Genomic DNA, 14845 nt, shown 5'->3' with positions numbered 1-14845 from the left:
TGCCGCCGCTCACGAGTCGCCCCCGCCCTGCCCGACCTGAGCGGCGGTCTGCTGCGGCGTCCACGGCAGGGGCAGCCCGTCGCCCGGCTGCCGCGGAACCACGTGCACGTGGAGGTGGAACACCGTCTGGGTCGCTGCGGCGCCCCGGGAGGTGATCAGGTTGGCGTCCTGGTGCTCGGCCATCAGCTCGGCGGCGCGGCGCGCCACCGCGGCGGTGACGTCCGGGTCGGTGCCGGCGTCGGCGACGTGGACGCGCGGCAGCACGAGGACGTGGCCGGGGTTGACGCCGCCGCGGGGGCGGATCGCGAGTGCGTCGTCCCATTCGCGTACGACGGCGGCCGGGGCCTGGTCGGCGACGATGGCGCAGAACACGCAGTCGGGGTCCTGCTGGTGGGTGGTCACATGTCCTCCGGTTGCGTCGGGTGCGGGAGCGGGATGCCGGCGGCGCGCAGGGCCCGGCGCAGCGGGCTGCGGGCTTCGGGGGTGGCCGGGTCGGGGACGACGGTGAGGAACCGCCCGCCGCGGGGGCGGGCGGTGTACACCTCGGTCATGGGTGAGTGTGGCTCGTGCATGCGGGGGTTCGCCTACCCCTGGGCCGGTCGGATGCGGGCGAGGATCGTCTCGAGGTCGTCCGGGCCGGCGAGGACCTGGCGGCTGCGGGCGTCGCCCTGCTCGGGGCCGACGACGCCGAGCTGCTGCAGCTGGTCCAGCAGGGTGCCGGTGGTGTCCCAGCCGACGCGGAGCTTGCGCTGGAGCATGGCGCGGGAGGCGAACTGGGTGGTGATGACCTGCTCGACGGCCAGGGCCAGCAAGGCGGGGTCCTCGGCCGGGACGTCCGGCTCGGTGCCCTCGGCTACGTCCGCGGTCTCAGCCGGGGCCGGCTCGGGGTCGGCGGCGGTGTCCTGCTCGGTCCAGACGTAGGTGCCGCGGCGGGGCTTGGTGATGTGGTCGTGGGCGCCGTACCAGTTCTGGATGGCGGTGTCGGAGGGCGGGGTCTCGCCGGGGTAGAGCTGCTCGAGTCGGGCACGTACCTCGGCGACCGTGATGCCGTCGGGGCCGGCGTCGCGGACCCAGGCGATGCACTGGTCGCGGCGGGGGTGGCGGGTGTCCTTCTTGGCGGGCTTGGTCAGGCTGACCGCGGCCTGCCGGGTGAGGGCTTCGGCTTCGCTGAGGACCCGGTCGATGGTGGCTTCGTCCGGCTCGGGTGCGGGGGCGGCCTTCTGGGCGTACTGCTTGCCGCGGTCGATGTACGACTGGAGGGTCGGCAGGGTGGGCATGGGGCCGCCCGTCGTGCGGGCGGGGCGCGGGTCGGCGGCGGGGCTGGTGGTGTCGGGGGTGGGCATGTTGAGGGCGTCGAGGAGCCAGGTGATGCGGTCGGGGTTCCAGCGGGTGGAGTAGCCGAAGGGTTCGGCGTCGGCCTGGGAGTCCGGGTCGAGGTCGGGGCGGATGTTCCAGCGGTCGACGGAGAGCTGCTCGATGACGGTGGCTTCGGTGCCGTCGGGGTGCTCGTCGTCGTCGTAGGTGAAGTACGCCTTGAGCTTTTCGGGGCCCATGCCGGTCTTGGAGCGCTGCTCGTCGAGGACGTAGAAGGCGCCGTTGCCGGGGAGCTTGGACAGGTCGACGCGCTGGTAGTAGTCGGGGAAGACGAACTGGCCCTCCTGCTTCTTGGGGAAGCGTCCGCCGATGACGGTGTCGTACTGGGACATGATCTCGCCGCCGCCGCTGTTGGGGCCGGTTCCGCGCTGGGCTGCGTCGATGTAGTCGACGGCGGCCTTGCGGCCCTTCTTGATGCCGTCGATCTTCGCCTGGATGGCGTTGGGGACGCGGGACATGAGGACGGGGTTCTCGTCGGTGATGACGACGAGGGCGGGACACTGGGCGGTGGGGCGGATCTTGGAGCCCTTCATGCGGCGGGCTCGACCGTCGGCGACGGCGACGGATGCCTGAAGGAGACGGACCGCTTCGTCGACGCTGGTGGCGACCCAGTCGAGGACGGGCCGGTCGATGAGGCGGCCGTGGGAGTCCTTCCAGCCCTCGGCCCAGGGGCGGATCCACCGCTTGGCGGTGTTGCCCTCGGCCATGTCGATCATCCAGACGACCGCGTCGGTGCAGCGGGAGACGACGGAGATGACGACGTGGAGGAGGACGGACTTGCCCGAGCCCTTCTTCCCGGCGATGAACACGGAGTTCTGCCTGAACCGGACCTCGAACGGCTCGCCGGATTCGAGGATGCCGAGGGTGAGGGGCTCGGTGATGGTGAGCGGGTGGTGCTCGTCGGGCAGGTTCACGGTCTCGTCGAGGACGTTGCGGGTGGCGACGTACAGGATGGCGTCGGAGGCGAGTCCGCTGTCGCCGGGGCGCAGGTCGAGGGAGCCGGAGCGCAGGTCGCCCTTGCGGGTCTCGATGGTGCGCAGCAGGCCGAGGACGCCTTCGTAGGGGGTCTGGGTGAGCTTGAGGGGCAGGGCGTAGCCGTTGCGGGTGTCGTAGGGCTTGAGGACTTCGACGCCGCGGGCGCCGGCCTGCTGGAAGAGGAGTTCCCACTCGTTGAGGTCGGCCGGGGCGTCGGCGGCGGCTTCGGCGGCCCACTGGGCGGCGATGACGTCCTGGCGGAGGAAGCGGTCGGTGGCGTAGGCGGGGGTGAGGGCGGCGGCGCCGAGGGCGATGGCGGTGGTGGAGGCGAGGGACCAGGGGGTGTGGTGGGCGGTGTAGGTGAGCCAGGCGTAGGCGGCGGTGGTCCAGGTGGCGGTGAAGCCGGTGTGGTACCAGCGGCGGGCGCGGGGGGTGGGGTGGGTGGTGGTGCCGTCGGTGGTCCAGGCGGTGCGGATCCAGCGGGAGGCTGCGGCGGCGCAGACGCCGGCGGCGGAGCCGAGGGCCATCCAGCTGATGGGGAGGGTGGCGCCGAGGTCTTCGGCGACGCCGAGGGCGAGCCCGCCGGTGTACACGGTGGCCGCGGTGTAGAGCGGCGTGGAGATGACGGCGTGCCGCCACGGGATCGGCTCGTGGTTGCGGGGGCGGGTGAACACGGGCTGGGGCTCCTCGGGTCGGGGTGTTGGTCAGGGGTGGTGGGGCCGGCCGTTGTGCGGGCCGGCCCCGGGTGGGCTGGTTACTCGTTCGCGGAGATGTCCCACTTGCGGGCCTGGACGGTGGGGTTCTCGATGTTCTCGACCTGGTCGGCGTGGAGCTGCCGATACAGGGAGGGGATCTCCTCGAGGCGGTCGGCGAGCTGGAGGGCGTAGCCGGCGGTGTCGTCGTACGCCTCGGGGACGGCCGGGTTGACCTTGAAGTTCTCGCGGGTCGACTCGGCGGCGCTGTGGAAGACGTTGCCGATCTCGGCCTGGAGGAGGGCCAGGGTCCGCAGGATCGCCTCGTAGCCGATCATGTTCTCGGAGGGGTCGGTGAGGAGCATGGCGCCTGCCTGGCGGATCGCTTCGACGGCCTGCTCGAGGGGGGCGGCGGCTTCGGACATGGCGGCAAAGGCTCCTGTGGGTGCGAGGGTGACGGGGGTGTGCGGCCGGTCGGGCGACGTCTCGGCGGGCCCGGGCTGCGGAGCGGTCGTGGTCGGAGGGGTGTTGAGGCGGTCTTCGGCGGTGGGGCCGCTGGTGTGCCGGTACATCCACCGGTTGAGCCAGCCCCAGGAGCCGGTGGCGGCCAGGGTGCGGGCGAGCGGGGTGCCGAGGACGTGGAGGACCTTGGCCAGGGGCCGTGCCCAGTTCGGGCCGCCAGCGGTGTATCGGACGGTGCCCAGTCGCAGGTGGGCGGTGAGGAAGGCGCGGGTGCCGCGGCGGCAGGCGTGGGCGAGGAGCGGGGACAGGTAGCGGCTGGTGGTGCGGGCCGCGGTGTGTAGGGGGCTGGTGGCCTTGCGGATCCGCAGGCGGGTCTTCTTGCTGGTGTGCTTGCGGAGCTTGACGCCGGCGAGGTAGCTGAGGCGGCGCGCGCGGCTCATGTGGGCGGTGGGCTTGTGCTTGCGGAGCTTGGGCTTCTTGCCCTTGGCGGCCTTCTTCGGGCTGAGGGGCTTGGCGGTCTTCGTCTTCAGCTGGTCGGGGCGGGGCGCGCGGGGTGTGGTGCGGGTGTTGTCCCGGGCGGCCTTGGCGAGCTTCTTGGCGAGCTTGGTGGCGGGGGTGAGGGTCTTGGCCGGGCCTTTCAGGTCGGTGGCCGGGGTGTTCTTCCGGTTGCGGAGCCGCTTGAGGAGGCCCGCCTTGCCGGTAGCGGGTGCGCAGGGCTTGCGTTGGTTACTGCCGGGCTTGTCGCGGCGGCGGTCCGGTCCGGGCGCCTTGCGGGGCGTGCGGTCCTTGACGGCACTGTCCCGGCGGGGCGCGGTGGTGTCCTTGCGGGACTTGGGGGTGAGGCCGGAGCCCAGACCACCGGGGCGGGTCCGGCGCGGCTCGTTGGTGTTCCCCGGGGCGAGGGTCTTGTCCTTGCGGGTGCCGTTCTTGAGGGTCTTGCCGGGTCCGCCGGGCTGCTTGGGTGTCACGGTCCCCGATGCGGGGGTGTGCGGCGTCTTGCGCTGCGGTACGGACGGGCCGGGGGCGCCGTCACGCTTGCGTGACGGTCCGACCGGGGCGTGACGGTTGCCGGTGTGGCGCGTGACGCCACCGTCACGGTGCTTCGCGCGGCCGTCACGGCTCGAACCGCCACCACCGCCGCCACCGCCGTTGCGGGGCTTGCCGGGCCGGTCCAGCACCGTACGGCCCGGCCCGCCGCCGCCCGTCGACTTCAGCGCGTTCGTGCGGGCGTCGCGGACCTTCCGGCGCCCCTTGCGGCCCTTCAGGGCGAGGGCGGTGGCGGCGGCCGCGGCGGCGGCCATGATGCCGAGGATGACGATCGGGAGGCCGAACTGGTGGATCATCCAGCACAGGCCGATCAGGGAGGACAGGACGGCGCCGGGGATGACGGCGCCGGCGACGGTGCCCTCGCTGGTGTCCGGGCTCTGCTTGCCGGTGCGCTGCGGGGCCGGGGCCGTGCGGGGCGCTGCCGGCTGGGGGTGGGCGGGCTGCTGGGGGACGGGGGCGGCGGGGGCGGCACCGCTGGGTGTCTGGGCGGGTGCCAGGTGGAAGTCGGTGCTCACCGGGTTCCTCACTGGGGTTGCGTGGACGCGTCTACTGGTCGCGGTGCGTGACTGCTCGGGTCGGCAAGGCCAACGGCAACCCGAAGGCCAACCGGTTCCGTTACTGCTGCTCCGGGGGCGGTTTCCCCTAGGTCGGGAGGGGTCTTGGCGGTTGGTTGGTGTTGGTCTTGGCGTTGGGCTTGCCGATCGACTGGTGACTTTCGGTGATGTCCCGTGGGGCGGATGTCGACGGGGCGGGGGCCCTCCTCGTGGTCGGCAGGGGTGGGGGTGGGAGGCTTGCGGGCGGGCGTTTCGGCGCCTTCACCGCGTCCCCGAGGCGGTGGCTACGTCTCGGGGGCCGGTGGAACCGTCGAACGGCCTCTTCGGGGTCAGGAGACGGGCTCCTCGTCGTCGTCCTCGTCGCTGTTCTCGACGGCGACGGTGGCCGTGTCCGCGGCCTCCTGCCGGGGCTTGGTGTCGTCGGCGGTCTCCTCGTTGCTCATCAGCACGCCCCACGCCTTGCGGACGCGGTTCTCGCTGCCGACGTAGCCGGCGCCGCGGAATTCGTCGGCGGCCTGCCGGTAGGAGAGCGGCGGGTCCTCGGAGTAGCGCAGGTGGCGCAGGACGACGACGAGCTGGTCGTTGCTGAGCCGCTCGCCGGGGGCGGGGGTCGTGACGCCTGCGACGGCGGCGACTTCCGCGAGCGTGACGCCGGTCTTCATCTCCTGCGGCGCCGTGACGGCCGTGACGGTTCCTTCCGTGACGGTGCTCTCTTCCGTGACGGGTGCGTCCGTCACGGTGTCGTCGAGGCGTGACGGCCGGTGTGACGGCTCGGTGCCCGGATCGGCGCTGACCTGCGTGACTGTCGGCGTCACGCTTCCCGTCACGGGCGTCACGATGTCGGTGTCCGTGACGGTGGAGGCCGGGACCGTCACGGTGGGGGTGTCGGTGGTGTCACGCGGGGCGCCCGCGGTGAGGGCAGGCGTCACGGCCGGGGAGAACATGCCGGCGAGGGCCGTGTTCGCGCCGGCCGTCAGCTGCTGCCGCTGCACCGTCACGAGGTCGGCGCCCAGCTCGTCGTCGCCGACGCCGACCTTGCGGATCAGGCGCCACGAGGCGAGCTCCGCCCGCTTGCGGGACATCTTCCAGGGGTGGTTGGCGGCCAGGGCCCGCTGGACCGCCAGGCGCTGCATGATGGCGGCGTTGCGGCGCTGGGCCTCCATGTCGATGCGGGTGCGGTAGATGACGATGCGGCGGGCCAGCAGGCCGATGCCTTCGGCGGCCGCGGACATCGCCATCGGGGTGACGGCGTTGACGACGGCTTCCTCGGTGCCGTCCGCGACGATCGCGCCGGTGCCCGACGCGATGGCGGGCAGCAGCCACAGGCCGAGGCGGACGATGGCCGGGGAGGACTGGCCGAGGAGGGTCAGGCCGACCATGAGCAGCGCGAGGACGAGGGTGGCGCCTTCGCCGGCGGCGACGACACCGAGGGCGGTCGCGGTGTCCTGGGGGAACTCGCGCTTGATGTTGGTGTAGGTGCCCCAGGCGCCGAGTCCGCCGACGACGAGCATCGGGATGGCGGCGGCGACGAGAATGGTGATCTGGCTGTTGGTCAGGGGCCGCTCCTCGAGGAGGTCGCTGGCGGTGTGGGTGACGCCGGACGGCGGTGCGGTGATGGTCACGGCGGTCGGGGTCCTTTCGTGGTCGAGGCGGCCGTGGGGCGGGTCAGAGCCGGTTGGGCTCGACGGAGAAGAAGGTGATGTTCGCGCCGCGGAGGTGGGGCTTCTGCTCGGTGATGCTGTCGAGGAGGGCGTGCAGGGCGCCGGAGCGGGTCTCCCCGGGCCTGGGGGTGTAGGTGCCGTCCCGGGTGAAGGAGACCCTTCCGGGGATCTCGAGGGTGATGATCCAGTGGTGGGTGCCCTCGGGGGTGCCCTTGCCCTCGGGGGTGGTCTGCTGGGTGGTCATCGCGGTGGGGTCCTTTCGTACGGGCGGTGGTGGGTGGTCAGGCGGCGAGGGTGTGGTCGGTGCCCTCGGCGGCCCACTTCGCGGCGGCGTCGCGCAGGGCGGCGTGCCAGTCGCCGGTGAGGGTGTGGTCGATGCCGAGGTCGTCGCCGAGGAGCTGCATCGTGTGGTTGAGGGCGTCGTAGTCGGCGGGCCCGTACGCCGGGGCCTGGGCGTTGGGGTCGTCTTCGGCGCGGTGGCAGCAGAAGTCGCACCGGTTGGCGCCTTCGGGGTTCTCAGCTCCGCAGAACCAGCAGGTCATCGGGGTGTCCTTTCGATGTGGGTGGTGGCGCGGCCGAGGCCGCGGACGTGGTTGGTGACGTGCTGCTCGATGTGCGTGGCGCGGGGGGTGGTGAGGCGGGCGGCGAGGAGGAGCAGGGCCAGGACGATGAGGCCGGTGGCGCCGGCCGCGGCGGCGGAGATGACCTGGGCGGCGCCCCAGCCGATTCCGGCGGCGGCGGTGCCGGCGCCGAGGCCGGCGGCGAGCATGCGTTGGGCGGTGGGGTCGAGGAGGGGCTGGGGGGTGAGGTCGCGCGGGGCGGTGGGGGTGGTCATGGGGACCAGCTCCCGGGGGACGGGGATCGACAGGTTGGGGTGGGTGGGGTCGGGGACGTAGACGAGCGGGCCGTCGTGGTGGGCCGGGCCGAACGGGCCGGGCGCGGGGGTGGGCTGCCCGACGGGGGCGGTCGGGCGCTGGTCGGGCAGGTTCACGGCAGGGTCCTCGGAGGCTGGTGGCTGGTCGGGTTCAGGAGCCGGAGGAGGCGCCGGAGAGGCGACCGACCTTGGCGACGTGGTTGTCCTGCTGCTCGATGAGGCGGCGCGTCGTCTCCTCCAGCGGGTGGCTGTCCCAGTCGCTGTAGTAGTGCTGGCCGTAGTCCCTGGCGTCGGCGATGTCCCAGTCCCTGCTGTCCGGGTAGCCGGCGGCCGCCAGGGCCTCGGTCAGGGTGAGCTCGGCGCCGAGGTGGGTCTCGCGGACCTGGGCGATCTCCCGGGCCCGCTGGTCGAAGGCGCGCGCGGCGGCCCGGGTGCGGTCCTGGGCGTCGATGAGGCGGGAGACGGCGGCGGGCCACTCGCGGGCGGCGTCGGGGGTGCGGAGGTAGTCGTACGCGGTTCCGAGGGCCTTCAGCTCGTGCTGGTAGGTCTTCCAGCGGTCGGGCGTGTCCCGGACGACGTCCTTCAGGTCGGCGACATAGGCGGCGTGCCCCCACTTCTCCCGCGCCTGGTAGTACAGGTTCGAGAGGATGACGTGGGCCTTCTCCCGGATCAGGTACTCGGTCTGGTTGTCCGACTCCGCGACGTAGGAGAGCTTCGGGTCGTCGCGGACGAGGGGCTTGATCGGCTCCTCCTCGCGGCCGGTGAACGGCTGGAACTCGAAGCGGATGCCGTAGGTGTGGGGCTCGATCTTCGTGAGGTACTTCGGGAAGTACGGCTGGAGGCGGGCGTAGATCTCGTTCAGCTCGTCCGAGGTGATCTGGAAGCTGGTGTCGAGCGGCATGGCGGGTGCTCCTTCGTGGTGGATGAGACCTGGTGAGTGGTCTGGGAGGGGGCGGGCCGGCCCGGTGTCGGCTCCCGGGCCGGCCCGCCGGGGTGGCGGGTCAGGCGCTGGTCTCCAGGCGGCGGCCGACGGTGGCCAGCTCGGCGGCGAGGGCGTCACGGGCCTCGTCGTCGGTGAGACGGATTGCGTGGCTGCCGTAGGCGAGGTTGACGACGTCGTCGGTGGTGGCGGTGCCGTCGCCGTGGATGACGGCCTTGGCCTGGGCCGCGCGGGCGGCGGCCATGGCGATGGCGTGGCGGCGGGCGGTGGTACGGCGGTCGCGGTGCTTCTTGAACATGGCGGGCGCTCCTCGGCGTGGTTGGGCGGTCGGGTGGTGCGGGGGCCGGACCGGTGTCGGCTTCCGGGCCGGACCCCGCGGGGGTGGGTGGTTCAGATGCCGTCGATGAGGGCGGCGGCCTCGCTGGTGCGGTCGCGCGGGGTGTACTCGCCGGTCTCGTACGCGTACTGCTCGCCGTACGCCTGGACCTGCTTCTGCACGTCGTGGTCGAGGGCGCGGAGGCAGGGGTTCTGGGTGGGGTCGGTGAGGCGGCGGACGAGTTGGGCGAATACCTCTGCGAGGTCGGCGCCGCCCGTGCCGGCGATGGTGGAGAGGATCGACTGGGTCTGGTCGGTGGTGAGCCGGTCCAGGGCGATGTGGCGGACGCCGTCGAGGATCAGGTCGATCCCGGGGTGGATGCCCCGGCAGTCGGCGAGGGCTCCCTCGAAGTCGTCGTCGAGCGGGGGGACGGCGTTGTCGGCGGTGTGCACCCCGTTGGTGCCGGGGGCGCCCATCACTGGTCCTCGTCGGCGTACGGGTCGAACACGTCGCCGTAGATGTCGTCGAGTGCGGCGATGACCTGGATGGGCGCGGTGTGCGGGTCGTCGAGGACGTCCTTAGTGATGGTGCGCGGGTCCAGGGCGGCGTAGGCGTCGGCGAGGTCGGCGGCGAGCTGGGGGTGGGTCGCGGCGAAGACGGCGCCGCCGCTCGGGTCCGCGCCCCGGCCCGGCCCGGAGGCGGGGTCGGTGCGCGGGGCGGCGGGCGTCGGCTGCGCGGCGGTCAGTTCGGCGAACAGCTCGTCGAAGCGCTGCCCGGTGGCGAGGTCGTCGCGGTAGTCGGCGAGCGACTCGACCGTTTCGGTGAGCGCGCGGACGGCGGCGGTGGGGAGGACGACCTCCCCGACGAACTGGCCGTCCGGCGTACGCAGGGACAGGCGGGCGCCGGGCTCGGCGTCGTGGTTCTCCAGGCGGAGGAGCCGGGCGATGAGTTCCAGGGCGAGGGTGACCTTGTCCATCACGCCACCGCCTTCAGCGCGGTGTCCGGGGTGAAGCCCTGGCAGTCCCCGCGGCACAGCCACCGGTCGCAGAAGAGGCACGGGGTGTCGTTGGAGAACTGCGGGCGGTGCAGCGTCAGCAGCGGCTGCCGGATGAACCCCGGCACCATCTCGGTGAGCGTCCGACGCGCCGGCCGGAGCACGCGCTCATCGGCGATACACGCCCGGCGCAGAGCCTCGTTGGCCTGGACTCGGTGGACGTTGTCGCTGGGGTTCTGTACACCAGCGGGTGTGGCTGTGCGACGATCCTTCATGGGATCGGCCTCCTGTTGTGGCAGGTAGGGCGGTTTCCATGTCCTCTGCGGTGCTCGCAACACCGCTTTGGACACACGACCCCGGTCCGGCGAAAAGCTGGCCCGGGGTCGTGCTGTATCTCCAGTAGACCACTGATATAGACTTGGGTCAACATCATGGGTAACAATGAGGCTGTACCGAACGAATCCGAGGAGAGGGGGGCGCCTGAGATGGTGACGCTCGCGGAGATCGCGAGACGCGTTGAGCTCAGCAAGCAGCGCGTGCAGCAGCTCGCCCACCGGGACCCGGACTTCCCGGTCCCGAAGGAGCAGTGGCAGAAGGTCGGCCGCTACTACTTCCTCCCCTGGGAGCCGGTGAAGGAGTACTTCGAAGCCCGTCAGCCGCAGCACGGCGTCCACTTCGCCAAGCGCGAGGAACGCCGGCGGCAAGCAGAGGAGTCCGAGTGACGCTCCCCCAATCGTCTGCAGGTGTGATCGAGCACCCTGGCGTCGGAACGGACGGCCAGACTGCCGTGTATCGGATCTACGACCGTCAGGGTTCGCTGCTGTACGTCGGGATGGGCAACAACCCCATGAACCGGTGGTCATCGCACGCTGCGCAGCACGTGTGGTGGGCCGAGGCAGCGTCATTCCGGGTCGAGTGGTTCTCCACGCGCGCAGAGGCAGCGAGCGTGGAGAGGGTCGCGATCCGAGACGAGGATCCGAAGCACAACATCCACGGCCGGCCTGGCTGGGGGCAGTACGTGTACGCGGGCTACATGGCGAGACTGGAGGCCAACCGCAACAGGCTCGCCGAGCGCCAGGATCCCGCTGCGTGACCGGTGCGAGCGACGTCATGAAGGGCTCCTGGGAGTCGCGATCTCTTCCGACTCCATGCCAGCACCGGGCCGACGGCCCAGAGCCCAAGCGGCTGTTTGCAGATCCGTCCCGAGCGATCTGCAAACACGAGTGACCGTCACATCCCTACACATATGCGGCGCGAGGCAGTGCCGCTGAGCTGAGAGAGGAGGAACACTCACCGCATGACGACCTTCCCGGAACTCCTCCGCGAGCTGCGTCTCCAGGCCGGCCTGTCGCTGGCCGAGCTGGCGCAGCGGGTCCACTACGGCCGCTCGACGCTGCACAACCTCGAGAGCGGGTACCGCCCGGCCACACTGGAGGTGGCCGAGCGAGCCGACGAGGCGCTCGGCGCCGGTGGCCGCCTGCTGGCCGCCTGGTCCCAGGAGGACCAGGCGCGGCGCGCGGCCGCGGCGACGCACCGGGTGCGCGCGTCGGCGCTGGCGATGTCGCAGGACCTCACCGCGCTCGCCGAGCTCGACATCGCCGACCTCCAGGACGGTGTCGAGGCGACCGCGGTCGACTACCTGGGCACGCCGCCCGGGCCGATGATGAACCGCGCGCACGCGCTGCGGGGCGAGGCGTTCGACCGGCTGCGCTCCGGTCACGTCCGGCCGGGCGACCGGGCGGACCTGTACCTCGCCGCGGGCCGGCTGTCCGGTGTGCTGGCGTACGCGCTGCTGGACCTCGGCGACCCGGAGGAGGCCCACGCTCACGCGACGGCCGCCGGCCGGTGCGCCGAGTACGCGGGCGACGCCGAGCTCGCCGCGTGGGTGGCCGGAACGAAGTCGCTGATCTCCCGGTTCCAGGGCGACTACGGGCGGGCGCTGGAGTACGTCCGGGACGGCTACCAGTGGGTCGGATCCGGGCACGGCACGGGCGAGGCCCGGCTGCGCTGCGGCGAGGCCCAGTGTCTGGCGAACCTGGGCGACTCGAGGGCCGCGAACGTCGCGCTCGACGGCGCCGAGCTGGCGCGGGAGCGGATGCGGCGCGGCGACAGCATCGGCGGGCTGTTCGGGTTCTCCCGGGCGAAGCAGTCGTACTACGCCGGGTCGAGCCTGATCTGGCTGGACGGCGGGCACGACGCGGAGCGCGCGGCGCGGGAGGCCACGGCGGCGATAGAGCTGTGGGAGTCCGGGCCGGCGGCGGAGCGGTCGCTGGACGATGAGCGCCTGGCGCACATCTACCTGGCGACGGCCCTGGTGCAGCTCGACGACGTCGAGGCGGCGGCCGACGCCATCAGGCCGGTGCTGTCGTTGCCTCCAGAGGAGCAGATCTCGTGGATCGTGAAGCGGGCCCTGCGGGTGGCCGGGATGCTGAGCGCGCCCCGGTACGCGGGGAACGCCACCGCGGCGGAGACGGCCGAGGCGATCCGGGACCTGGCGGCGTGAGGAGAGGGGAAATCTTGATGAGCCCGTAGGCTGACCTGCGCTTTTATGACGGTCCAACCGGTCACCACAACCGGCCGGACCGCCCTTATGGCCGCTGCCCTGCGAAGACTGGCGGCCACGTGAATCCCGGTTAGGAGATCCGCCATGAGTCTACTTCGCGATCCGCGAAGTGCCGTTGATGGTTGCCGGGGGCACAGATGAGCCCCAGCAACCCGAAGAACACCGACGACCCGCGCCTTCCCCCCGCGGTCACCTTCACCTCCGGCGCCGCCCTGCTCATGAAGCTCGGCATCGTCGAGAGCATCACCCGCGAGGGCGTCCGGCACATCGCCGCATCGGAGACGTACGAGGAGACCTGGCCCTTCGGGCCGGACAAGCCCTACCCGTACGGCAAGGCGAACGGTGCCCTGATCATGGCCACTGGCCCCTTCCTGGACTTCTTCCGGAAGCACTACCGGCGCCCGGGCGACCGCACCAGCAGCACCTGAAGACGCGCGAACGGCCGGCGAGCGGAAGCTCAACCGGCCGTTCAAGCACCACAGCGGGCGGCCACCCGCTGCACCGAACGTCCCGCCCCAGATAAGCGAGGCCGTCCATGAACACGAGAGTACCGGGCCGGCGGGTACCGGCAAGTAGCGCCCCCGCCTCCGTCGCCCGTACGGCAGGCCACCACCCGCTCCTCCAGCAGATCGACGGGGGTGCGCAGTGACCCAGACACGCCGCCCCTCCAACCGTCACCGCCCGGGCGTCAGCCGCCCCGGCTCGACCGGCCTGCGCTTCGGCATGTTCGCCGTCTGCGTGACGCGCGACCCGGACGCCGGCCTCAACGCGGGCAAGGCGAAGCCGCTGTACGACCTGCTGGTCTCGTACGCGGACGTCAGCTCCCGCGACACCAGCCAGGGGTACCCGTACCGCGAGACCCTGGCCACCGCCCTCGACTGCTCCAAGCAGACCGTCGACCGCGCGGCCGACTACCTGGAGAAGGAGATCGGCCTGGTGAAGATCCACCGCCGCAAGGTGGAGGGCAAGCCGGACGAGAACGACGCCAACCTCTACGAGATCTTCGACGCCTGGCTGATCCACGGCGTCACGCCGCCCGCGGGAACCCCGCCGCAGCTCGTCGCCCGGTACGGCCACACCATCCCCGGCCTGGACGTCGAGGCGTGGGTGAGCGAGCACGCTCCGGACTTCGACCTGGTGGCCTGGCAGGCCGCGTACGACGAGAAGTCACGCGTCCAGCAGGCCAAGCGCGAGGAGCAGCGGCGCAAGGAGCGGGCCCGCCGGAGGAAGCCCAAGAAGGGGGGTGGCGTCATGGGTGACGCCACCCCGGAGGGCGCCGCGGAGAGGGGGGGTAGCGTCATGGGTGACGCTACGGGTGGCGTCATGGGTGACGTGACCGGTGGCGTCATGGGTGACGCCCTGTCTAGAGCCGGTGGTCCAGAGCCTTCTTCTCCAGACGGTGATGCCCCTTCGGGGCGAAGCCCCGTGGACGGGCGTAGCCCTTCATCTACCGGTAGTAGCGCGCGCGGGGCGGAAGGCGGCTCCGCCGCGTCCAGCAACGCCCAGCCCGCCCCGAAGTCCCAGACGCTCCGTCAGCGGGCCGGAAAAAGCAGCGGCAAGGCGAAGCACACCCGTGAGCAGCTCGACCGCGTACGGGCCGTACGAGCCCACTTCCCCGCGCACCTGCTGCACGGCTGGACCTCCCCCGACGGCACGGTGTCGTACGGGCCGCTGCCGGACGTGCCGACCCTGTCGCAGGCGATCCTGGACGCGCTCTCCGGGGACGTTTCGGCCGCGGACCGGACCGTCGAGCAGCTCGGCGCCCGCATCCAGCAGCGGTGGAACGACCACGGCTGGGCGTCACGGTTCTACGCCGGCGACATCACCAGCCTCGTCGGAGCGGCGATCGACATGGTGCGGCCGCTGAAGGGCAGCGACCGGTACGGGTGCGCGAACCCGCGGTGCGACGCCGGGAAAGACGTCGACACCGGTACGCCCTGCCTGGTGTGCCCGGAGCGGATCGCCGCGCGGAAGGCCGCCCGCCGCCAGCAGCCCGCCGGAGCCCCGGCCGCGGCCGACCAGGTTCCGGCTCAGCGGGAGCACCGGCCGCTGCGGGAGTGCCCGTGCCGGGAGCCGATCCCGAAGGACAGCGACGACACCCTGTGCCCGCGCTGCCGCCGAGGCGCTGATGAGGCGGAGAAGGACCGCCAGCTGCGCGAGCAGCTCGCCCGTCAGTACGGGACGCCGGAGCAGGTGGAGGCGTACTGCGGCGAGCCGCCGTTCTGACCGGCCGGCGGTACTCCGCGCCCCCTCCGCGGAGTACCGCCGAGCCGCCCCAACTGTCCGCACGCGCCGATATCCTGTCGGCCACTCGGCAGGAGGGGACGCTATGGGGAAGCGTGACCAGCGGCGCAAGAGGCAGCGAGCGAAGCAGAAGGCCGCAGGGATACAGC

Annotated in this window: 18 protein-coding genes; 5 read left to right on the top strand and 13 right to left on the bottom strand. The window is 72.2% G+C overall.

The genetic code is table 11. The features are described 5' to 3' along the window. Nucleotides 1-9: 9 nt before the first annotated feature. The 13 genes from LPA54_RS23960 to LPA54_RS23900 form a co-directional block, all read right to left on the bottom strand. The gene (locus LPA54_RS23960; RefSeq protein ID WP_228981241.1) at nt 10-402 is read right to left on the bottom strand and encodes an HIT family protein; all 393 of its coding nucleotides are present in this window, start codon (nt 400-402) and stop codon (nt 10-12) included. Then, nucleotides 399-551: a hypothetical protein gene (locus tag LPA54_RS23955; RefSeq protein ID WP_228981239.1), complete on the bottom strand. Its 153-nt coding sequence runs from the start codon at nt 549-551 to the stop codon at nt 399-401. Before LPA54_RS23955 ends, LPA54_RS23960 begins: the two co-directional genes overlap by 4 nt. A gap of 33 nt (nt 552-584) precedes the next feature. After that, the gene (locus LPA54_RS42920) at nt 585-3023 is read right to left on the bottom strand and encodes a DNA translocase FtsK (RefSeq protein ID WP_308112892.1); all 2439 of its coding nucleotides are present in this window, start codon (nt 3021-3023) and stop codon (nt 585-587) included. Nucleotides 3024-3103: 80 nt separating this feature from the next. Continuing rightward, on the bottom strand, nt 3104-5065 hold the full coding sequence (locus LPA54_RS23945; protein ID WP_228981233.1) for a hypothetical protein: 1962 nt from the start codon (nt 5063-5065) through the stop codon (nt 3104-3106). Nucleotides 5066-5433: 368 nt separating this feature from the next. After that, nucleotides 5434-6726 (bottom strand): hypothetical protein, encoded by a 1293-nt coding sequence (locus LPA54_RS23940; RefSeq protein WP_228981231.1) that lies wholly within the window; start codon nt 6724-6726, stop codon nt 5434-5436. 43 nt (nt 6727-6769) lie between these two features. Further along, nucleotides 6770-7009 (bottom strand): hypothetical protein, encoded by a 240-nt coding sequence (locus LPA54_RS23935; protein ID WP_228981228.1) that lies wholly within the window; start codon nt 7007-7009, stop codon nt 6770-6772. Between the two features lie 37 nt (nt 7010-7046). Then, complete coding sequence (locus LPA54_RS23930; protein WP_228981226.1) at nt 7047-7307, bottom strand: hypothetical protein; 261 nt, start codon at nt 7305-7307, stop codon at nt 7047-7049. Then, a complete protein-coding gene (locus LPA54_RS23925) occupies nt 7304-7756 on the bottom strand; it encodes a hypothetical protein (RefSeq protein WP_228981224.1) in 453 nt (150 codons plus the stop codon). The genes LPA54_RS23930 and LPA54_RS23925 overlap by 4 nt, the downstream gene beginning before the upstream one ends. A gap of 34 nt (nt 7757-7790) precedes the next feature. Then, nucleotides 7791-8540: a hypothetical protein gene (locus LPA54_RS23920; protein WP_228981221.1), complete on the bottom strand. Its 750-nt coding sequence runs from the start codon at nt 8538-8540 to the stop codon at nt 7791-7793. 100 nt (nt 8541-8640) lie between these two features. Then, a complete protein-coding gene (locus LPA54_RS23915) occupies nt 8641-8877 on the bottom strand; it encodes a hypothetical protein (protein WP_228981216.1) in 237 nt (78 codons plus the stop codon). Nucleotides 8878-8969: 92 nt separating this feature from the next. Continuing rightward, the gene (locus LPA54_RS23910; protein ID WP_228981214.1) at nt 8970-9371 is read right to left on the bottom strand and encodes a hypothetical protein; all 402 of its coding nucleotides are present in this window, start codon (nt 9369-9371) and stop codon (nt 8970-8972) included. Further along, on the bottom strand, nt 9371-9871 hold the full coding sequence (locus LPA54_RS23905) for a hypothetical protein (RefSeq protein ID WP_228981459.1): 501 nt from the start codon (nt 9869-9871) through the stop codon (nt 9371-9373). The genes LPA54_RS23910 and LPA54_RS23905 overlap by 1 nt, the downstream gene beginning before the upstream one ends. Next, nucleotides 9871-10164 (bottom strand): hypothetical protein, encoded by a 294-nt coding sequence (locus LPA54_RS23900; protein ID WP_228981212.1) that lies wholly within the window; start codon nt 10162-10164, stop codon nt 9871-9873. The genes LPA54_RS23905 and LPA54_RS23900 overlap by 1 nt, the downstream gene beginning before the upstream one ends. Nucleotides 10165-10374: 210 nt before the next feature. On the opposite strand from LPA54_RS23900, the gene LPA54_RS23895 reads away from it, so the two are divergent. From LPA54_RS23895 to LPA54_RS23875, 5 genes are all read left to right on the top strand, one after another. Then, nucleotides 10375-10611, top strand: coding sequence for a hypothetical protein (locus LPA54_RS23895; protein ID WP_228981210.1), 237 nt, complete (start codon nt 10375-10377; stop codon nt 10609-10611). Between the two features lie 23 nt (nt 10612-10634). After that, nucleotides 10635-10982, top strand: coding sequence for a GIY-YIG nuclease family protein (locus LPA54_RS23890; RefSeq protein WP_228981208.1), 348 nt, complete (start codon nt 10635-10637; stop codon nt 10980-10982). Between the two features lie 204 nt (nt 10983-11186). Next, nucleotides 11187-12392, top strand: a complete 1206-nt coding sequence (locus LPA54_RS23885; protein WP_228981206.1) for a helix-turn-helix transcriptional regulator — start codon at nt 11187-11189, stop codon at nt 12390-12392. Between the two features lie 197 nt (nt 12393-12589). After that, a complete protein-coding gene (locus LPA54_RS23880; protein ID WP_228981204.1) occupies nt 12590-12880 on the top strand; it encodes a hypothetical protein in 291 nt (96 codons plus the stop codon). 217 nt (nt 12881-13097) lie between these two features. Further along, nucleotides 13098-14678, top strand: coding sequence for a hypothetical protein (locus LPA54_RS23875; RefSeq protein ID WP_228981201.1), 1581 nt, complete (start codon nt 13098-13100; stop codon nt 14676-14678). Nucleotides 14679-14845 lie beyond the last annotated feature (167 nt).

It is taken from the genome of Streptomyces sp. DH12, from assembly GCF_020873895.1.
In the GTDB taxonomy this organism is placed as follows: Bacteria; Actinomycetota; Actinomycetes; order Streptomycetales; family Streptomycetaceae; genus Streptomyces.
The sequence above is the reverse complement of the archived record's forward strand: the minus strand, read 5'-3'. Positions and strand labels throughout refer to the sequence as shown.